The sequence below is a fragment of the Egicoccus halophilus genome, assembly GCF_004300825.1.
Classification (GTDB): domain Bacteria; phylum Actinomycetota; class Nitriliruptoria; order Nitriliruptorales; family Nitriliruptoraceae; genus Egicoccus; species Egicoccus halophilus.
In genome coordinates this window covers 1,285,331-1,304,683 of record NZ_CP036250.1, presented here as the reverse complement: position 1 = coordinate 1,304,683, position 19,353 = coordinate 1,285,331, and the positions used below count along the sequence as shown (strand labels likewise).

Sequence of the window (19,353 nt, the reverse complement as noted above, 5' to 3'; positions counted from 1 at the left end):
CGTTCGTTCTCAGAACTGGTTGAGGTTGCGCAGCCCCGAGAGCTGCCCGGCCAACCAGTTGCCCTGCGCGTTCATCTGGGCGAGCGCCGACTCCATGGCGACGAACTGCCGCCGGAGCGTCGACTCCCGGGTCTCCAGGCGCTGCTGGAACCCGTCGATGCGCGTCTGGAACACGTTGATCTGGTCGGCAATGCCCTTGCGCGCTCTAGCGACCAGCCCGTCCACGCCCTCGGCCGCGCGCAGGACGGTGTGCACGTTGCCGGCGAGTCCGGGTCGGAAGGCGATCGCGACCGGCTCGTCGCTCTTCTCCGTGCCGTTCCACGACAGCGAGATCCCGGCGCCCGGGCCGGTGCTCGCGGTCAGCTGACGGCCGGCACCCGTCATCGGCAGCCACACCGGGTCGTTGCCGGCCACCGCGATCTCGCCGACCACGCTCTGTCCCGGCGCGAAGGCGAAACCACCCGAGCCGAGCGACCTCCCGTCGGCACCGAGCTCCTGGATCGTGAACGTCGACGCCGGACCCATCCGGCTCTCCTCGATCACCAGCGAGTCCCCGTCGCGACGGGCGGAGAGCGTCGCGATCTGGGCCGTCCGCAACGCGGCGTTGAGCGCGTCGACGATCTCGGACGCGCCCATCGTGGCCGGGTCGAGCGTCACGGTCGCGGTGCGCCCGGCCGACTGGATGCGGAACGTCTTGGCCTCCTCGAACCCGCCCGGCGCCGTGGCGCGCGTCGCGCTCGCCGGCTGGAGGATCCGAACCTGGTACGTGCCGGCCTGGGTGGCGACCCCGCCGATGACGCCGGTGGCCCGGGCGTCGTCGGGCGTGGCGGTGCGGCCGAACAGGCGGCCGACCGCGTCGAAGTCCTCTTGCAGCGCCGTACGCAGCTTCGCGTCGTCCAGCGTCACGGTCCCGGTGCGGTCGACCGTGATCCCGAGCTGCGCGGCACTGGAGAACGGCCCGTCGGTGGCGCCCGGTGGGGCGCTGACGGCGGTGCGGAGCTGGTCGAGCAACCGCCGGGCGGCCGGGTCGCCCTGCAGGGCGCCGGCGGTCTTCGCGGTCGCGTCGTAGCGCGTGAGGTCGTTGAGGGTCTTGATCGCGCCGTTGAGCGCCTCGACGTAGGTCTTGACCGCGGTGACGGCCGCCTCGGGGTCACGCTGGGAGGTCACGGTGACCGGGTCGCCGTTGGTGGCCTTGCGCAGCGTGAGCGTCGCGCCGGGGACGAGGTCGGTCACGGTGTTGCTCGAACGACGTACGACGATGGCGTCGTCCCCGGTGCCCAGCCGCAGCACCGCGTCCTGGGCACTCTGCAGCACCCGCATGCCGTCGGGTTGGTCCGCGGTCGCCGGTGCGAGCTGGGCCAGGCCCGTGGTGCTTGACACCTGCACGGTGTTGGCCGCACCGCTGTCCTTCGAGGAGATCAGCAGGCGGTGTTCGTCGTCGCCGGTCTTGACCACGGAGGCGGTGACGCCGGCGTTGGCACGGTTCAGCTTGTTCGCGATCGTCTGCAGGCTGTCGCCGGCCACGACGTCGATCGACACCGGGTCCTTGGTGCCGACCTGCACGTCGAGGCGACCGGTTGCCGCGAGCGGGTCGGTGGCCGAGCGGAACACCCCGCTCGTCACCTGCTGGGGGCGCGCGAGCTGCTCGACCGAGAAGCTGACCGAACCGGTGGCGGAGGTCGCGGCGCGTGCCACCCCGACCGCGTCGGTGTTCGACGAGGACACCGTGACCAGGCTGGAGAAGCGGTCCGGGCGGGAGATCGCATCGACCGCGGTGCGCAACGACGACAGCTTGGTGTTGACCTGCGACCAGGCGTTGTCGACGCCGCGCAGCTGCGCCTGCGTCGACTGCAGTCGCGTCACCGGCTGACGTTCGAGCGCCATCAACTGGTTGATGATGCCGGTGGTGTCGAGACCGGAGGCGATGCCACCGATCGAGAACATGCCCGAACTGCTCATGCGAGCTCCTCCCGTACCTGGAGCGGGTATGCCGAGGGGTGGCGCCCCGATCGCTCGGGAGCGCCACCCCTGGAGGTGTTGCGGTGGATCAGCGGAGCAGGGACAGGACGCCCTGGGGCACCTGGTTCGCCTGCGCCAGCATCGCGGTGCCGGCCTGCGACAGGATCTGCGAGCGGGTGAAGCTCACCATCTCCTGCGCCATGTCGGTGTCGCGGATGCGGGACTCGGCGGCGGAGAGGTTCTCCACGGCGACCGAGACGTTGCGGATGGTGCTCTCCATGCGGTTCTGGAAGGCACCCAGCTCCGCACGGTTGGTCGACACGTTCACGATGGCGTCGTCGAGCGCGTCCAGGAAGGCGTCGGTGTCGCCAGCCGTCGGAGCAGCAGCGCCAGCAGCGCCACCGGCCTCCGGAGCGCCCTCCGTGCCCTCGCCACCGTCTGCGGTCTCGGCACCCTCGACCTCTTCGCCACCCTCGACCTCTTCGCCACCCTCGCCCCCTTCGACGGCACCAGCGCCACCGGCAGGCGGCGTCGTGGCGGTCGCGGGGACGACGGTGAACTTGTCGAGGCCCAGGTCCTCCGAGCTCACGCCCTTGATGGTGACCGAGGTGTTCTGGCCGGAGTTGGCACCGACCTGGAACTTGAACTCCTGGCCTTCCTTGCCGCCGTTCAGGATCTTCTTGGTCCCGAACTGCGTCTGCTCGGCGATCCGGTCGAGCTCTTCGCGCAGCGCCGAGATCTCGCCCTGGTTGGCCTGGAGCGAGGTCTCGTCGTTGGTACCGGTGTTGGCGGACTGGACGACCAGGTCACGCATGCGCTGCAGGATCGAGTGGACCTCGGTCTGCGCGCCCTCGGCGGTCTGCACGAGGCTGATCGCGTCCTGGGCGTTGCGCGTGGCGACCTTCAGGCCACCGATCTGGCTGCGCAGGTTCTCGCTGTTGACGAGACCCGACGCGTCGTCGGCGGCGCGGTTGATGCGGAACCCGCTGGACAGCTTCTCCAGCGACTTGGCCTGCGAACCCTGCGTCTCCGACAGGTTGCGGTACGCGTTGAACGCGGCGATGTTCTGGTTGATGCGCATGTGGGCTCGACCTCCGTGTCTTGGCCCTTCGGTTGCCGGCTCTTGCCGGCGTGCTGCTTCCATCGGCTCACCGCCCGGACCCCTGAAGCACCGGGTCGAAAAAAGTTCTGCGGCTCAGGGCGCGAGCTCGTCGAGGGTCTGGAGCAGCCGTTCGCTGCTGAAGGGTTTGACGAGCATGCGCACGTCGGCGGTGGTGCGCGTCGGTGCCTGCCCGGAGGTGAACAGCAGCACGGGCAACCGGGGCCGGCTTGCGCGGGCCCGCTCCACCAGACGCCACCCCGGCAGACCGGGCAGGGCGAGCTCGGCGACCAGCACGTCACCGCCCTGCTGCTCCAGCAACCGCAGGCCCGTCTCGCCGTCGGCGCAGGCCAGCACCCGGTGCCCGGCCGTGGCCAGCATCTCGGTGACCAGGCGGCGGGCACGTTCGTTGGGGTCCACGAGCACCACCAGCCGCCCGGCACCGTCCCCGACGGGGCGCTCGTCGACGTCGACGTCGTCGGTGGCGACGGGCAACGCGAGCGCGATGGTCGTCCCCTCGCCCGGCACGGAGTGGACGTCGATCATCCCGTCGATCTGCTGCACGAAGCTGAGCACCGTGGGCAGACCCAGTCCGCTACCGCGGGCGCCGGGCTTGGTCGAGAACAGCGGTTCGAACGCGCGGGTGAGCGTCTCGTCCTCCATGCCGGTGCCGTCGTCGAGGACCGCGAGACGCACGTGACGACGACCCGCGTCCAGCGGCGGCCGCGGACCGGAGGTGAACCCGCCCGGCGCCGCAGTGTCGGTGACCCGGGCCCGCACGACGATGGTGCCGCCCTCGGGCAGCGCGTCGTTGCTGTTGCGCAGGAGCTGCTCCAACGCCTGCTCCAGACCGTCCGTGTCCACCCGCACGGCGGGAAGGTCGTCGGGCAGGTCGAGCTCCACCGTCACCCCCTCGGCCAGTGCGGGAGCGAGCCGGGCGTGCACGGACGCGACGGCGCGGTGCAGGTCGACCGGCTCGGTGGCACCGTCACCGCCGGCGAACTCCATCAGCTTGCGCGCCAGCGCCTCGGTCCGGTCGACGGCCTGCCGGATCTGGTCGAGGTCGTCGAGGATCGTCTCGACCGGCCCGTCGCCGACCCGGGGCGCCAGGTCCTGCACCGATCCGCTCGCCAGGTCCAGGTACGAGCTCAACACCGTGATCAGGTTCTTCAGGTCGTGCGCGACGCCGCCGGCGAGCCTGCCGGCGAGATCGAGCCGCTGGGCCTGCGCCAGCTGCTCGGACAGCCGGGCGCGCTCCTGCACCACCCCGGTCCGTTCGTCGTCCCACCGCGACGTTCCGGCGATGGGCTCGTGCTGGCCGGCGCCGGTCGGGCTCACTCGTCCGAGCCCAACCACCGGTAGCCGACCCCGGCCTCGGTCGCGACGTAGCGAGGTGCGCTGGCGTCGTCGCCGAGCTTCTGTCGCAGCGCGCGCAGGTGGACCCGCAGGCTGTCGCGGGCCTCGTCACCGTGCTTGTCCGACCACACCGCCGCGATGATGTCGCGGTAGGTGAGCAGTTTGCCCGGGTTGGCGACCAGCACCTCGAGCAGCTTCCACTGCAGCGGGGTCAGGCGCACCTCCTCGCCGGCGACCCGAACCCGCCGGGCGGAGAGGTCGACGGCGAGGTCGCCCACCTGCACCGTCGGCTGCTCGATGGCGGTGACCGCGGCCGTGCCGGACCGACGCAGGATCGCCCCGAGCCGCGCGCGCAGCTCCTCCATGGAGAACGGCTTGTCGATGAAGTCGTCCGCCCCGGCGTCGAGCGCCAGGACGCGGGCACGCTCGCTGCCCGAACCCGACAACAGCACGATCGGGACCGCGGTCCAGGCCCGCAGACGTTTGACGACCTCGATCCCGTCGAGGTCGGGCAGCCGCAGGTCGAGCAGCACGACGTCGGGTGAGGCGGCCGCCGCAGCCGCCAGGCCGTCCTCGCCGTTGCGGGCCACGATCACGTCGTGACCGGCACGGGTGAGGCCGCGTCCCAACGCGGTCAGGATCTGCGGTTCGTCGTCGACCGCGAGAACCTTCGCCACGTCGCGTGCCCCTGCCGCCGGAACTAGACCGTGCCGCAGCGTAGAGGGCGCACTCCGCGTGGGCACGGTCCGCGGTGCCGGCGCGCGGTCAGGGCCACGGCACGGGGCGGGGCGGAGGCGGGGGCGGGGGCGGGGGCAGGGGCAGGGGCAGGGGCGGGAGATCAGATCACGCGGCGGATGGCGTGCGGTGTGCCGCGGGTCATCTCGGCGTACTTGACCACGTCACCGGTGCGTGGGGCGTGGATCATCTTGTTGCCACCCGCGTAGATGCCGATGTGGTTGGGTCGGTTGCCTTCGCCGTACCAGAACACCAGGTCGCCGGGTCGGGCCTCGGCGAGACTGGCGATCGGTCGTCCGGCCTTCGACTGGTCCACGCTGACGCGGGGCAGTTTCACCCCGAGGTCGCCGAACGTGCGCTGCACGAAGCCGGAACAGTCGAGTCCGTTCGGGCTCGTCCCGCCCCAACGGTAGGGGACGCCGAGATAGCGCTCGCTCGCGGCCAGGACCCGCGCGCCGGCCGATCCGTCCGCAGCCGCGACGTTGCCGACCGGTCGGGCCGCCGCGACGCCGCCGACGGCCGGGGTGGCGGGCGACGCACCGACCGGGGTGGCGGGCGACGCACCGGCGCCGATGGGGGCCGGAGGGAGCTCGACGACGCTGGCGGCCGCGATCGTCTGCGCGACCTGGTCCGCGTCGGCGTCGGCGAGTGCGGACACCATGGTTCCGAGCGAGACGGTCGGCAACCGGGTCGGGTCGAACCGGGACGTGGCCGCCTGCAGGGCCGCGGCGAACCCCGCGGGGGGAACGCCGTTGGTCCCGGGGGCAGCCGCCGGTGCAGGACCGACGGACGGTTGGAGTGCAGATACGGGCACGCGTGGACCTCCTCGTCCCCTGCCCGTCGGCGTGCAACCCGACGGCCCAACCGACCCCTGCCCGACGTGCGCACGACGCTCGGCCCGGCGCCCGGACGGGTGGGACACGTGCACGGCGACCGAGGGCGAAGTCCTCAAGCCGGCGCCCCGGCGGCCGACGGCTGCCGGCATGAGACGAGACCGACGTGCCCTCGAAGACCTCAGCCACTGCCTCTGGGAAGAGCGGCAGGTGGTCACCCACCTGTTGTTCAAGCTCACGGTGACCCGGCTGTTGCTCGCCGCGGACGAACGCCGCTTCGTGGCCCAGGCCCTGGCCGAGGTCGAGACGGCGGTCGACGCGCTGCGCCAGGACGAGTACCGCCGCGACGAGGCGTTGCGGGTGCTGGCCGGCCTGTGGGGCACCGACCCGCTGCTGCTCACGCTGGCGGAGCTGGCCCGGCTGGCCCCGCCACCGTTCGACCACACCTTCGCCGACCACGCCGGCGCGTTCCGGGCGTTGGCGGCGGAGATCGACCACGTCGCCCGGGAGAACCGCGTCCTCGCCCAGGGCGACCTGCAGATGGTCGCCGACCAACTCGACCACCTCACCGGGCCCCAGCTCCCGGTGGCATCGACCTACGACGCATCCGGACAACTCGACGCCACCACCGGCGTCGGGCGCCGGCTGCGGGAGGTGTTCTAAGTGTCCTTCGTCGGCCTCTACACCGGTCTCAGCGGCGTCCGCGCCGCCCAGGTCGGCATCGACATCACGAGCCACAACGTGGCCAACGCCGCCACGCCCGGCTACACGCGCCAGCGGGTCGAGCTCGCCGCGCGTCCGACCTACCAGGCGCCCGGGGCCAACATCGGCACGGGCGTCGACGTCACCACGATCGGCCGGCTGCGCGACGGGTTCCTCGACGCGCGCTTCCGCACCGCGGTCGCCGACCACGCGGCCTCGTCGGTGCGCGGCGACCTGCTCGGTCGGCTCGAGCAGCTGACCGGTGAGCCCCAGCAGGGGGTCTCGACCCGCCTGACCCGGCTGTGGGAGGCGGCGGAGTCGTGGGCCAACAACCCGGCCGACCCCGCGACGCGCCGTCAGGTGCTCAGCGAGCTGTCCTCGGTGTCCGACACGCTGCGCTCGACCGCCGCCGCCTGGGACGCGCTGGAGGCCGACGTCACCTCCCGACGCGACACCCAGGTGGCGATGGTGAACAAGACGCTCGAGTCGCTCGCCGCTCTCGACCAGCGCATCGCCGACACCGACCCGACACGGGTCGGACCCGACCTGTACGACCAGCGTGACCTGCTGCTCGACGAGGTCGCGCGCCTGACCGGCGGCGAGGTGCGCATCGACACCGAGGGCCGTGCGCTGGTGACCGTGCCCGGTGCCGACGGCCAGCCCGTCGACCTGCTGCGCACCGGCGAGCGCGCCAAGCTGTTCGTCGACGCCGACGCCGGGTCGATCGCCGTGGTCACCCTCGACGCGACCGATGCCGACGGCGCGCCCGTGGTGGCGGCCGGCGGCGAGATCGGTGGACTCCACCAGGTGCTCAGCGCCGACCTGCCGCAGTGGCGCCGGGAACTCGACGCCTTCACCGAGGCCTTCGTCGCCGCGGTGAACGGGGTCAACGCCGGCGGCGCCGTCGCCGACGGTGACGGCGGATCCCGGCCCGGCGACGTGCTGATGACGTTCGAGCCCGGCAACGCCGCGGCCAGCGTCCGGCTCGCCGACGGGGTCGGCGTCGGTCACCTCGCCGCCGGCGCCCTGCCGACCACCGACGGGGTCCACGACCCCTCGCTGGCCCCGGCCCCCAACGACGGCCGCAACGCGCGGCTGTTCGCGGATCTGCGCACGGCCAGGCTCGACGCGGACGGCAACCCGACCGCCGGTGGCAGCAGCCTCGAGAACCGGCTCGCCGACCTGGTCGTCGGACTGGCCGCCGACGTCCGCGCCGCCAAGGGCGCGGCCGACGGGGCCCGCGCCGTCTCGGTCGGGGCGGAGCTCGCCCGGCTGCAGGAGCACGGGGTCAGCCTCGACGAGGAGATGGTCGGGCTCGTGCGCTACCAGCGTTCGCTGGAGGCGGCCAGCCGGGTCATGACCGCGGTCGACGAGGCCCTGGACGTGTTGATCAACCGCACCGGCATCGTCGGTCGCTGAGGAGGACCCCTGTCATGCGAATCACCAGCGAGGCGATGGTGCTGCGGTCGGTCGACCGGCTCCAGTCGCGGCTGGCGCTCTACGAGCGCTCCCAGACCGAGTTGGCCACCGGCCGCCGGATCCTGCAGCCCTCCGACGACCCGGCCGGCACCCGCCGCGCCCTGTCGTTGCAGTCGTCGCTGCAGGGCCGCGAGCAGGAGTTGGCGAACATCTCCGACGCCCGCGGCTGGCTGGACACGGCCGACACCCATCTGCAGACGGTCACCACACGGCTCGCCCGCGTCCGTGACCTCGCGACCCAGGGTGCCAGCGACCAGGACGACAACGTCCGCAGGGCGCTGGCGGCCGAGATCCGGCAGATCACCGAGGAGCTGGCCGGCATGGCCAGCACCACGCACCTCGACCGTCCGTTGTTCGGCGGTTTCGGGACCGGTGAGCAGGTCCGCAGGGTCGACGGCGCCTGGCAGTTCCCCGACGCCCGTCAGGCCGGCGAGCCCGACCAGATCACGCGGCGGGTCAGCGACAGCGAGCAGGTCCGCATCAACGTGACCGCGGCCGAGTGGCTGGGCACCGAGGTCGTCGGCACCGACGACCAGGGCGCTCCGGTCCAGGGTCCGCAGCTGCTGAACTTCCTCGAGCGACTCGCCACCGAACTCGAGACCGGCGACGACCCCGCCGTGGTCGGCGAGTCCCTCGCCCTCATCCAGACCGCCACCGTCAAGGTGACGGACACCCTCGCGCAGATCGGTGCCGCGACCAACCGGGTCGAGTCCGCCCGGGCCCGGGCACTGGACCTGCAACTGACCCTGCGCAGCGAGCTGTCGCAGGTGGAGAACATCGACATGGCCCAAGGAATCATGGAACTTCAGGTGCAACAGGTCGCCTACGAGGCAACCCTGCAGGCATTGGCGAAGGCGCTGCCGCCGTCGCTGGTGGCGTTCCTGCGATGAGTGCCTCCGCCACCCTCCCCGCCCGTGCCGAAGGAGTGCCCGTGAGCGTGCCGGACGAGCCCCGGGTCCTGCGTTTCCGCGACGGGATCCCGGGCTTCCCCACCGCCCTCCGTTTCGTCCTGTCCGACCTCACCGACGACGGCACCTTCCAGCTGCTGACCAACGTCGAGGACCCGTCGCTGGCGCTCGTGGTCGCCTCGCCGTGGTTGTTCTTCCCCGACTACACCCCCGAACTGCCGGTCGGCGACCAGGTCGTGCTGGGCATCGACCGTCCGGAGGAGGCGGTGCTGTTCTGCACCGTCATCGCCGACGACGAGACCGAGGCGCTGCACCTCAACCTGCGGGCCCCCTTCGTCCTCAACGCCCGCACCCTGGCCGCACGGCAAGTCGTGTTGGAGGACACCGGGCTACCGTTGCGAGCCACCGTCACAGCAGGAGGCTGAGCGGGTGCTCGTACTCTCTCGCCGGATCGGCGAGTCCATCGTGATCGGCAACCAGGTCACCATCACCGTGCTCGAGGTGCGTGGCGACCAGGTGCGCATCGGGGTCGACGCCCCGCGTGAGGTGCAGGTGCACCGCGAGGAGGTGTGGCAGGCGCTGCAGGAGGAGAACGCACGCGCTGCCGACACCGCCGACCGCGCCCGCCGACTCGTCGCCCGCATGCCCCAGGCGGCCCGCCGTCCCGACGACGGACCGCCCAAGCCGCCGGGCTAGACGCCGACGTGCCCTCGAAGACCCGTGCGCTCGCACGGGTCCTCGAGGCATTGGGCGCCCGCCGGACGCGCTGCCGCGGAGCGCCGCACCCGGGAACGGGGCCTCGGACTCCCCCGGCTGACGTCGACCGAGCGCCTGGCGGCCACGAGGCGGCCGTGAGGCGGCCCGGCACCAGAACGCACCGGCCCGCTCGGGCCGGTGCGTTCGTGTGTCGTCGCGGTCGAGCGCTCAGACGATGACGGCGGCCTCGGCGGCGGCGAGTCGCTGACGCACGTCCTCGGCGGCTGCCCCCAACACGGCGGCGGCACGCGCGCGGGCGTCGGCGACGCCGTTCGTGGCCGTGCGCAGCCGCACGACGACGTCGGTGAACAGCGCGTGGGTGTCGGGGTCGACGGCACCCGCGAGCTCGGTGGCCGAGGCGTCCACGGGAAGTCCCGCGGTCGCGAGGACCAACGTACGGCCGAGTTCGAGTGCGGCCAGGCGTTCCGCAGCCTGTTCGAGGTCCTCCATCGCCTGGACGAGGAATCGCTCCTCGTCGGCGACCACGAGCAGTTCGAGCGCACGCAGCCGCGATTCGACGGCCTCGAGGGCCGTGGCCTGGCGGTGCAGGAGGGTGACGAGCTGGTCGTACACGGGAACAGGACCTTCTTTCCATGGAGTGGAACTCCGCTCCCTTCCCGTCGGCGACGCACCGAGGGTCTGAAGCCCTATCCCCGGGGGCCGAACGGCCGATGACCACGGAACGCGACCGACACACCCGACGACTCGTCACGCATAGTGGTCAAACTGCCACGTTGTGAAGTCGCCGGGAAGCTGCCGGCGGCGGCTGTGAAGGCGGCGTGAAGGCGACTCCGGTCGCTGGCTCCGACGGCCGAAGCTGTCCCCGTACCCACCGGGGCCACTTTTTCGCAGGAGCCGCAGAGCCGATGACCACCGCCACCGCCACCGCGACCGCCACGGGCGTGTCCACCGCCGTCGACGTCAACGCGCTGGTCGAGGAGCACCTCTACCTGGTCGGCCACGTGGTCAACCAGCTCTCGGCCCGCTTCCCGCGCCACGTCGACCGCGACGAGCTGCGTGGCGCCGGCGCGGCCGGTCTGGTCGACGCCGCCCACCGCTACGACCCCTCCACCGGGGTGCCCTTCGGCCGCTACGCCGCGATCCGCATCCGTGGTGCGGTGCTCGACGCGACCCGCTCGCGTGACTGGGCGACCCGGCGGCTGCGTCGTGACCTGCGCACGATCGAGTCGACCCAGGCCGAGCTCGAGGAGAAGCTGCAGCGCCGTCCCGACGACGCCGAGATCGCCGAGGCGATGGGCACCGACGAGTCCGCGGTCCGCTCGCGACGGGCGGCCGCGGTGACCTCCACGCTGCTGACGCTGGACCGTCCGGTGCGTGAGGACGAGTCGGGCGGGGTGCTCGGTGACCGGCTGGTCGAGCAGGACACCGCGTGGCTGCCCGAGGCCGCGCTGGAGCACAACGAGCTCGTCGGCACGCTGCGCACCGCGATCGCGCACCTGCCCGAGCTGCCCCGCAAGGTCCTGGTCGAGCACCACTTCGAGGGCCGGTTGCTGCGCGACATCGCCGACGACCTCGGGGTGACCGAGGCCCGCGCGTCGCAGCTGCGTCACGAGGCCCTGCACGCGCTGCAGGCCTACTTCGGGACCGCCTACGACAACGTGCCCACCGTGCCCGCCGACGCCCCGGGCAAGCGCCGCCGTGCCGCCTACGTCGCCCAGGTCTCGACCAACACCACCTGGCGCACCCGCCTCACCGGCGACGACGCCGCCGACCTCACCACGTCCTTCGCCTGATGCCGGCCGTCGAGATCGACGTCCCGCTCGTCCGGCTCGACGAGCTGGGACATCCCGCGCCCCCCACCACCGAACTGCGCCTGCGCTGCCTCGGGGTCCCCGACAGCGCCAGGGGACGGCTCACCTCCGTGGGGACCGTGCTGGTCGAGGACGACGACGCCGCCGTCGATGCGATCGTGCTCTCGACGCGTCTCGCACCCGACGAGCTCGCCGCCGCCGAACGACAGCTCGCCGAGGTGGGCCGGCCCACGATCGTGCTGGCCCACACCGGCGCCGAACGGCTCGCGGTGCAGCTGGTCGAGGCCGGCGCCGACGCGATCGTCGGCGAGGGCAACGAGGAGGCCCTGCTCGGTCTGGTCAACCCCGACCGCTCCCCCAACACCCTGCTGACCTCGTACGAGCGACGCTTCGGCTCCGACAGTGCGAGCAGCCGAGGACTCGACCCGGCCACCGGGCTGCTCGACCGCGGCACGTTCGAACGCCGCATCGCCACCCTCGGTGACGCCGACGACGAACCGCGGGTCGCGTTCGTGAAGATCCTCTCCGACCGCTGGAGCACCCCGGAGGCCGACCCGGTCGTCGCCGTGCAGCGGCGACGGCTGGCCACGGCACTCTCGCACCTGGTCACGACCACGCGCAGCGAGCTCTACGCCACCAGCCACGGCGAGTTCGGACTCGTCGGCCCGACGCTGAGCCCCCACGACATGCAGCGGCTCGGGCGCCAGATTGGCGAGATCGTGAGCACCTTCCGCGATCGCGGGCTGCCCCTGCGCGCGGTGATCGGCCACGCCGGACCGGAGTCGACCACCGACCCCGAACAGCTGCTCGAGCTCGCCCGCCGCGCCGTCGAGGTCGCCGTCGCCGACGGCAGCACCGGCGTGCTCGGGGCCGAGGATCTCTCCCTGGGCGTGTCCACGACCACGGAGCTCGAGGTCGTCGTCCGCATGCTCGACCAGGTCGAGCCGCTGTTGCCCGAGGGGCGCGGCCACGGTGAGCGTGTCGGTCGCGTCTCCGCCGAACTGGCCCGCCTACGTGGCTGGTCCCCGGGCGCCGTCGCCCGGGCTCGGCTGGCCGGGCACCTCCACGACGTCGGTCGCGCCGGACTGCCCACCGCTGCCGTCGGCGGCCCCGGTGAACTCACCGGTGAACTGCTCGAGGCCTGGCGGACCTTCCCGACCCGCTCGGCCAGCATGTTGCGCCTGACGGCCGGCGCCGCCGTGGCCGCCGCCGTGCAGTCGCAGCGCGAGCGCTGGGACGGCAACGGCTTCCCCGAAGGCATCCGCAGCACCGACATCCCCGATGCGGCCCGTCTGCTGGCGGTCGCCCACGCCATCGACGAGATCACCGCCGAGGGCGCCAGCAGCGCGACGCTGGCCTCACGGCTGGCCGAGCGCAGCGGTACCGAGCTGGACCCCGAACTGGTGGACACCGCGCTGGACAACCTGACCGCACTGCTGCACGCGCGACTGGGCTGACCCCGGCCGGCGGGCCATACTGCCCGTCCCTGCCGACCCGGGGGTCCATGGACCTGGTGCGTCCGCTCTTCGCCGGCCAGCTGCTGTTGGCCGGCATGGCGGCGAAGTTGGCCATCGGCTACACCCGCCTCGGCCGTGAGCGCGACGTCGAACACGGTGGATGGGCTGGTGGGCCGGGGTGCTCGCGCTCGCGTTGGCCGTCAACGCGATCACCTTCGAGCTGCCGACCGCCCTCGTCCCGGCCGCCATCACCATCCGGGCCGCGCTGCTCGCGACGGCGGCGATCTGTGCCGTGCCGGCGTTGGCGGCGCTCGCGGCCGGCCGATCCCCCGGCGGCTGCTGGCGGTGCTCGTCGCGGCCGCCGTGCTGCGGCTCGGGCTGTGGATCGGCACCGACCTCGTCTTCGCCCACCAGCTCGACGCCAGTGGTTATCCCGTGTACGGCCCCTGGGTGTTCGCCAGCGCCGTCCCGCTCATCGGCGGGGTCGCCGGCTACCTGGTCTGGGTGACCGCGACCTGGAGCGGTGACCGGGCCGAGACCCTGCTCACCGCCGGCGGTGTGCTCGCCGGGTTCGCCGTGCTGCTGGTGTCCTTCCTGGTCGAGGACGAACCGGTCGCCGAACTGCTGACCGGCTACTGGCTGGCGCCGCCGCTCATCGCGCTCGAGATCGTCCGCTCGCGGCGGGCGTCGTACGCCCGGGCACGCGCAGCCGAGGACCGTCGTCGGGCCGCTGCGGCGGACGCGGAGCTCGCCGCCAGCGAACGCCTGCACCGGCTGGCACTCGCGGCCGCGGGCATGGGCACCTTCGAGTCCGACACCAGCCGCCGGGTCGGCCACCTGGTCTCCGCGCATGCAGGAGCTGCACGGTCTCGCTCCCGGCGCGTTCGACGGCCGGCTGTCGACGGCGCTGGCCTGCCTGCATCCCGACGACCGGGACGGTGCGCGCGCCTGGCTCGCGCGACGCGGCGGTGTCACCTACGAGTACCGGGTGGTGCTCGACGACGGCTCGATCCGGTGGCTCGAGGCGCAGGCCCGCGTGGTCGACGAGGACCGGGCCATCGGGGTCGTCCGGGACGTGACCGCTCGCCATGCGGCCGAGGACCAGCTGCGCTACCGGGCCCAGCACGACGGGCTCACCGGACTGCACAACCGTGCGGTACTGCGCGAGCGGCTGGCCGAGACGACCGCGGCCCGACGGCCGGCGAGCCTGCTCCTGCTCGATCTCGACGGCTTCAAGGACGTCAACGACACGTTCGGGCACTCGGTCGGCGACGACGTCCTGGTCGAGGTCGCCGACCGGCTGCGACGGACGCTGCCCGACGGGGTACTGGTGGTCCGGCTCGGCGGCGACGAGTTCGCGGCGGTCGTACCGGGCGACAGCGGCGAGCAGGTGGCCGGCGAGCTGCTCACCGCCCTCGAGCCCCCCTTCCGTCTCGGCGACCTCGAGCTCAGCATCGGAGGCAGTGTCGGCGTCTCCCGGACCCCCGAGCACGGTGTCGACCCGGAGACGCTGCTGCGACGGGCCGACGCGGCCATGTACCGGGCCAAGGCCCAAAGCGGGACCTGGCACACCTACCGGCCCAGCGACGAGGTCCGCGCGGCCCGCCGCCTCCAGCTCGTCGCCCAGTTGCGCGAGGCGCTGCAGGGCGAGCACGGACCGACGCTCGTCTACCAACCCAAGCTCGACCTGCGCACCGGTGGAGTGTCCGCCGTCGAGGGCCTGGCCCGCTGGCGCGACCGCGACGGCCAGGAGGTCTCCCCGGTGGAGTTCGTCCCGCTGGCCGAGCAGTACGGCCTGCAGAACGCGCTCACGAGCCGGGTGCTCGACGAGGCCTGCCGGCAGATCGCGCGCTGGCGTGACGAGGGGCTCGACGTCGGGGTGGCGGTGAACGTCTCCCCGTCGGTGCTGATCGATCCCGGGTTCGTCGCGCTCGTCCGTGCGACGATCGAGGACTGCGCGATCCCGCCGGCGTCGGTGACCCTGGAGGTGACCGAGACCGTCTTCGCCGAGGAGAGCGACGACCTCGACGCCGTCCTGCGGCGGCTGCGACGGCTCGGCGTGCAGCTGGCCATCGACGACTTCGGCAGCGGATACGCCTCGATCGGCTACCTGCGCCGGCTGAAGGTCGACGAGCTGAAGCTCGACCGCTCCTTCACCTTCGACCTGCTCGGTGACCGGGACGCCGAGGCGATCGTGGCGTCGACGATCGCGCTCGCCCACGCGCTCGGCCAGCGGGTGGTGGCCGAGGGGGTCGAGTCCGCGGCCATCCGCGACCGGCTCACCGAGCTCGGTTGCGACGTCGCCCAGGGCTTCGCGATCCACCGCCCCGACACCGCCGAGGTGATCGCGTCCTGGCTGCGGGCCGGCCGCCACGGACACGGCGGATGCCCGGGCGAACGGGCCGGGTCGGGGTGACCCGCCGATCGACGTCGGGTACCGCACGCGCGGCACCCGACGTCAACCGAGCAGGGTGAGCAGGCCCTCGCCGTAGCCGTCGACGGTCACGTGCCAGTCCTGGCGCCGGCTGGGTTCGCGGGCGATCGACACGAGGTCCTCGGCGACCTCGCCGGGCACGGGCACCAGCTCGCGGAACACGACGTGGGGGGTGGTCGGACTGTTCATCAGCTTGGCCGCCACGTTGACGACCTCGTGGAGGAACTCCAGCAGTTCCTCGTCGAGTTCGCCGGCCTCCTGCACCTGGGTACGGGTCTCCATCGGTGGCAGCATCGCGATCGACGCCGCCATGGCCGCCGCCAGGTCGAGATCGGCGACGGCGACCGCGGCGGCCTTGCCGTCGTCGAAGCGGTAGCCCGCGAGATACGAGGGCCGTTCGGGACGCAGTTCCTGCGCCCCTGCCCCCCGCACCGTCACCGAGCGACCGAGCAGGTCGCGCAGCAGATCACGGTAGGAGGCCCGGGCCGGCATCGGACACCGCATGTCAGATCACCCCGGCGAGCGCCTGGTCGATCGACTCCGGCGTGAACGGCTTGCTCACGAGGAACTTGGCGCCGTTGGACTTGGCGAGCTCGTGCATCTCCGGGGTCGACTCGGAGGTCACGAACCCGAAGGTGACCGCCACGCCGGCGTCGTTGAGCGCCTGCAGGAACTCGATGCCGGTCATCTCGGGCATGTTCCAGTCCGAGAGCACGAGGTCGGGCTTCTCGGCCTGAACGGTGTCGAATCCTTCCTTGCCGTCGGCGGCCTCGATGATCGTGGCCCCGGCGACGCGGTCGAGGTTGGAGAGGGCGCGCTTGACGATGGCGCGCATGGCCTTGCTGTCGTCGACTACGAGGATCTTCACGGGTCGGATCTTTCCTGTCCGGGAGGGATGGGACGGCGGGTGTGGCGGAAGCTGCTGGGATCGTGCGGGTGACGCAGGATCAGGCGCGGCGCTCGAGCATCGTCATGACGACCAGCTCTCCGTCGCAGTCGGCGGTGACGCGGTCGACGACCTGGGCGCTGGGGATGTGCACCGAGTAGTTCTGGCCGGTGGTGACGGCCGGGAGCGAGAGCTGACAGTTCCCGGCGAGCAGGGACTTGACGTTGCCCCCGGTCATGTTGGCGAGCTCGCCGACGGTGTCGGAGATCTCGTCCTCGGTGACCTCGTCCGGTTCCGAGCCGAACATCAGCGCGGTGGCCTGCCGGGCGAGCGACTCCGCGCACTGCACGGTGACCGCGCCCGACCAGTCGCCGGTGATCTGCACGCAGCCGGTGACGACCCGCTCGGCGGGATCGTGCTGGTCGCGCGTGTGCGACGGCTTGAGGTCCAGGCCGAGGATCGCGGCCCAGATGTCGGCGCCGATCTGTTGCAGGTCGATTGTTGCGGTGTCCATCTCGGAAGGGTCCTTTCGGGGGCCGGGCGACCCGGGTCAGCGGGGGCGGTAGGCGGTGGCGCGATCGACGGTGATCCGCTCGAAGCGGTCATCGACGTTGAGGGTCGTCTCGGCGGTGCCGAGCATGAGCAGGCCGTCCGGCCGCAGGACCTCTCGGACCTTGCCGAGGATCTGCTGCTTGGTCGGCAGGTCGAAGTAGATGAGGACGTTGCGCAGGAAGATGACGTCCACCTGCGGCACGAACGGCCACGTCGACACCAGGTTGAGCGATCGGAACTCGACCATGCCGCGCAGCTGCTCGCGGATCTGCCAGTACTGCCCGTCGCGTCGGAAGTGCTTGACCAGCAGCGGCGCCGGCAACCCCCGGTTGACCTCGAGCTGGGTGTAGCGACCGGCGGCCGAGCGCCCCAGCATCTCCGCGGACAGGTCCGTGGCGATGATGCGGATGTTCCAGCTGTCGACGATGTGCGGGAACCGGTCGCGCAGCATCATCGCCAGCGAGTACGGCTCCTGTCCGCTGGAGCAGGCCGCGTTCCAGAACGTCAGCGTCCGTTGGGCGGCCCGCTTCTGGACCAGCTCGGGGATCCACACCTTCTCCAGCGCCGTCCACGGGTGCAGGTCCCGGAAGAAGCTGGTCTCGTTGGTGGTCATGGCGTCGACGACCAGGTCGTGCAGTGGACCGCTGCGCTGGGTCCGCAGTCGGGCGACCAGCTCGGTCAGCGAACCGAGGCCGTTGCGACGGGCCACCGGCGCGAGCCGGGACTCGAGCAGGTAGCTCTTCGACTCGTCGATGACGATCGCCGAACGCTGTCGGACCAACTCCCGCAGGTAGGTCAGGTCCGATGCCGTCAGGGTCGTGGTGTCGGTGGTGGTCATCGCCGTCCTCCGAACGCAGCCAGCGGGGTGGGCGGTCGCCGGTCGGTCGCGACGCGACCGGCCTCGGGTGCGCAACGGCCGACCGCGGTGCGTCGGCGGATGGCCCCGGCCAGCTCCTGCAGGGGCAGGATCTCGTCGGCGACGCCGGCCGCCGCCACCGCTCCGGGCATGCCCCAGACGACACTGCTCGCCTCGTCCTGGGCCAGGACACGACCGCCCGCGGCGACGATGTGCTCGCTGCCGTTGCGGCCGTCGGCCCCCATGCCGGTCAGCACGAGCCCGAGGGTGTTGGGGCCGTACACCCCGGCGGCCGTGCGGAACAGCACGTCCACCGCGGGGCGGCAGGAGTTCTCGGGGGGGCCCTCGTTGAGGGCCGTGCGTACCTCGGTGCCGACCCGCTGGACGGTCAGGTGACGGTTTCCCGGCGCGATGAGCACCTGGCCGGGGATCACGGGCTGGCGGTCGCCGGCCTCGCGCACCCGCAGGGCACAGGTGGCGTCGAGCCGGTCGGCGAGCAGACGGGTGAACATCGGCGGCATGTGCTGGACGATGAGGACGGGAACCGGCAGGTCGGCGGGCAGCTGCGGGAGCAGCGCTGCCAACGCGTTGGGTCCCCCGGTCGACACGCCGACGACCACGGCGTCGACCCGCGTCGGGGTGGTGGTCCGTCCGGTCGCGCGCAGCGCGGGCGAGAGCCGTGCCCGGGGTGCCGCGGCGGGGGGCGGGATGACGACCGGTCGCTTGCCGGACAGCGCGTGCACCCGGGGCAACAGTTCCGCCTTGACCCGCTGCTGGGCCTCGGCCACGGAGCCGACGTTGGCGGGCTTGGTGACGTAGTCGTTGGCGCCGCGCAGCAGCGCCTCCATGGTCGTCGCCGCACCGCGCTCGGTGAGCGTCGAGAACATGATGACCGGCAGGCGCGGGTACTGGGCGCGAATGGCCGACAGCGTGGCGAGCCCGTCCATCTCGGGCATCTCGACGTCGAGGGTCACCACGTCGGGGTTGACCTGGGGGATCTTGGCCAGCGCGATCCGACCGTTGGGCGCGGTGCCGACGACCTCGATGGTGGGATCCTCGGCGAGCGCGTCGGTCACGATCTTGCGGACCACCACCGCGTCGTCGACGACGAGCACGCGGACACGGGTCACGCGACACCCCCGGTGAGCGCACCGGGCATCTCCATGCCGAGCAGCTCGAGCTTCTCGCGGATCACCCCGGCCGTGAACGGCTTCATGGCGTACTCGTCCGCCCCGGCCTCGAGGGCGGCGATCATCCGGTCCAGGTCGGACTCGGTGGTGACCATGAGCAGCTTCATCGACGCGTAGGCCGGGTTGGCTCGCACGATCTTGAGGAAACTCAGCCCGTCGAGGACCGGCATGTTCCAGTCGACCAGCGCGAGGTCCACGGGACCGTGGTCGGCCAGCCACGTCAGCGCGAGCTGGCCGTCGGCGGCGTCGGCGGTGGAGAACCCGAGCGACTGGAGGATGCGCGACAGGATGGCGCGGGTGGCCCGGGAGTCGTCGATGACGAGAGCGCGCACCGTGGATGCCTTTCCGTGGACGACGGTCGCCGACAGGGCCACCGGTC

The 19,353-nt window shown here is 72.3% G+C and carries 20 protein-coding genes; 8 read left to right on the top strand and 12 right to left on the bottom strand.

Annotated features, from left to right (window positions below; genetic code table 11):
- Window positions 1–9: 9 nt before the first annotated feature.
- The 5 genes from fliD to ELR47_RS05820 all read right to left on the bottom strand — a co-directional run bounded on the left by fliD (window position 10) and on the right by ELR47_RS05820 (window position 5,963).
- Entirely contained in the window at window positions 10–1,959 is a 1,950-nt protein-coding gene (gene fliD / locus ELR47_RS05840) for a flagellar filament capping protein FliD (RefSeq protein WP_130649039.1), read from the bottom strand.
- Between the two features lie 88 nt (window positions 1,960–2,047).
- A complete protein-coding gene (locus tag ELR47_RS05835) occupies window positions 2,048–3,040 on the bottom strand; it encodes a flagellin N-terminal helical domain-containing protein (protein ID WP_130649038.1) in 993 nt (330 codons plus the stop codon).
- 114 nt (window positions 3,041–3,154) lie between these two features.
- Window positions 3,155–4,321 carry a hybrid sensor histidine kinase/response regulator gene (locus ELR47_RS05830; RefSeq protein ID WP_130649037.1) on the bottom strand — a complete coding sequence of 389 codons (1,167 nt, stop codon included), beginning with the start codon at window positions 4,319–4,321 and terminating at the stop codon, window positions 3,155–3,157.
- A gap of 71 nt (window positions 4,322–4,392) precedes the next feature.
- Entirely contained in the window at window positions 4,393–5,091 is a 699-nt protein-coding gene (locus ELR47_RS05825) for a response regulator transcription factor (RefSeq protein ID WP_130649036.1), read from the bottom strand.
- A 161-nt stretch (window positions 5,092–5,252) separates the two neighbouring features.
- On the bottom strand, window positions 5,253–5,963 hold the full coding sequence (locus ELR47_RS05820; RefSeq protein ID WP_205745469.1) for a C40 family peptidase: 711 nt from the start codon (window positions 5,961–5,963) through the stop codon (window positions 5,253–5,255).
- A 169-nt stretch (window positions 5,964–6,132) separates the two neighbouring features.
- Here ELR47_RS05820 and flgN point away from each other — a divergent pair, with 169 nt between their 5' ends.
- The 5 genes from flgN to csrA are packed head-to-tail and all read left to right on the top strand — an operon-like array spanning window position 6,133 to window position 9,767.
- Entirely contained in the window at window positions 6,133–6,645 is a 513-nt protein-coding gene (gene flgN / locus ELR47_RS18195; protein WP_165403869.1) for a flagellar export chaperone FlgN, read from the top strand.
- Window positions 6,646–8,103: a flagellar hook-associated protein FlgK gene (gene flgK, locus ELR47_RS05810; RefSeq protein ID WP_130649034.1), complete on the top strand. Its 1,458-nt coding sequence runs from the start codon at window positions 6,646–6,648 to the stop codon at window positions 8,101–8,103.
- A gap of 14 nt (window positions 8,104–8,117) precedes the next feature.
- Entirely contained in the window at window positions 8,118–9,053 is a 936-nt protein-coding gene (locus ELR47_RS05805) for a flagellin N-terminal helical domain-containing protein (protein WP_130649033.1), read from the top strand.
- Between the two features lie 41 nt (window positions 9,054–9,094).
- Window positions 9,095–9,496, top strand: a complete 402-nt coding sequence (gene fliW, locus ELR47_RS05800) for a flagellar assembly protein FliW (RefSeq protein WP_165403868.1) — start codon at window positions 9,095–9,097, stop codon at window positions 9,494–9,496.
- 4 nt (window positions 9,497–9,500) lie between these two features.
- Complete coding sequence (gene csrA / locus ELR47_RS19235) at window positions 9,501–9,767, top strand: carbon storage regulator CsrA (protein WP_130649031.1); 267 nt, start codon at window positions 9,501–9,503, stop codon at window positions 9,765–9,767.
- 228 nt (window positions 9,768–9,995) lie between these two features.
- Here csrA and ELR47_RS05790 read toward each other — a convergent pair whose 3' ends face one another.
- Entirely contained in the window at window positions 9,996–10,400 is a 405-nt protein-coding gene (locus tag ELR47_RS05790; RefSeq protein ID WP_130649030.1) for a hypothetical protein, read from the bottom strand.
- 293 nt (window positions 10,401–10,693) lie between these two features.
- Between ELR47_RS05790 and ELR47_RS05785 the strand changes: the two genes are divergently transcribed.
- The 3 genes from ELR47_RS05785 (at window position 10,694) to ELR47_RS05775 (ending at window position 15,472) form a co-directional block, all read left to right on the top strand.
- Complete coding sequence (locus ELR47_RS05785) at window positions 10,694–11,581, top strand: sigma-70 family RNA polymerase sigma factor (RefSeq protein WP_130649029.1); 888 nt, start codon at window positions 10,694–10,696, stop codon at window positions 11,579–11,581.
- Window positions 11,581–13,056, top strand: a complete 1,476-nt coding sequence (locus ELR47_RS05780; RefSeq protein WP_130649028.1) for an HD domain-containing phosphohydrolase — start codon at window positions 11,581–11,583, stop codon at window positions 13,054–13,056. The genes ELR47_RS05785 and ELR47_RS05780 overlap by 1 nt, the downstream gene beginning before the upstream one ends.
- Window positions 13,057–13,786: 730 nt before the next feature.
- On the top strand, window positions 13,787–15,472 hold the full coding sequence (locus ELR47_RS05775) for a putative bifunctional diguanylate cyclase/phosphodiesterase (protein WP_268234468.1): 1,686 nt from the start codon (window positions 13,787–13,789) through the stop codon (window positions 15,470–15,472).
- Window positions 15,473–15,514: 42 nt separating this feature from the next.
- Here the strand turns inward: ELR47_RS05775 and ELR47_RS05770 are convergent, their stop codons facing one another.
- The 6 genes from ELR47_RS05770 to ELR47_RS05745 form a co-directional block, all read right to left on the bottom strand.
- On the bottom strand, window positions 15,515–15,994 hold the full coding sequence (locus ELR47_RS05770; RefSeq protein WP_130649026.1) for a hypothetical protein: 480 nt from the start codon (window positions 15,992–15,994) through the stop codon (window positions 15,515–15,517).
- A gap of 1 nt (window position 15,995) precedes the next feature.
- Window positions 15,996–16,358 carry a response regulator gene (locus ELR47_RS05765; protein ID WP_130649025.1) on the bottom strand — a complete coding sequence of 121 codons (363 nt, stop codon included), beginning with the start codon at window positions 16,356–16,358 and terminating at the stop codon, window positions 15,996–15,998.
- Window positions 16,359–16,437: 79 nt separating this feature from the next.
- On the bottom strand, window positions 16,438–16,890 hold the full coding sequence (locus ELR47_RS05760; RefSeq protein ID WP_130649024.1) for a chemotaxis protein CheX: 453 nt from the start codon (window positions 16,888–16,890) through the stop codon (window positions 16,438–16,440).
- A 36-nt stretch (window positions 16,891–16,926) separates the two neighbouring features.
- Window positions 16,927–17,766, bottom strand: a complete 840-nt coding sequence (locus ELR47_RS05755) for a CheR family methyltransferase (RefSeq protein WP_130649023.1) — start codon at window positions 17,764–17,766, stop codon at window positions 16,927–16,929.
- Window positions 17,763–18,914, bottom strand: a complete 1,152-nt coding sequence (locus ELR47_RS05750) for a protein-glutamate methylesterase/protein-glutamine glutaminase (RefSeq protein WP_130649022.1) — start codon at window positions 18,912–18,914, stop codon at window positions 17,763–17,765. The genes ELR47_RS05755 and ELR47_RS05750 overlap by 4 nt, the downstream gene beginning before the upstream one ends.
- Complete coding sequence (locus tag ELR47_RS05745; protein ID WP_130649021.1) at window positions 18,911–19,306, bottom strand: response regulator; 396 nt, start codon at window positions 19,304–19,306, stop codon at window positions 18,911–18,913. Before ELR47_RS05745 ends, ELR47_RS05750 begins: the two co-directional genes overlap by 4 nt.
- Window positions 19,307–19,353: the final 47 nt, after the last annotated feature.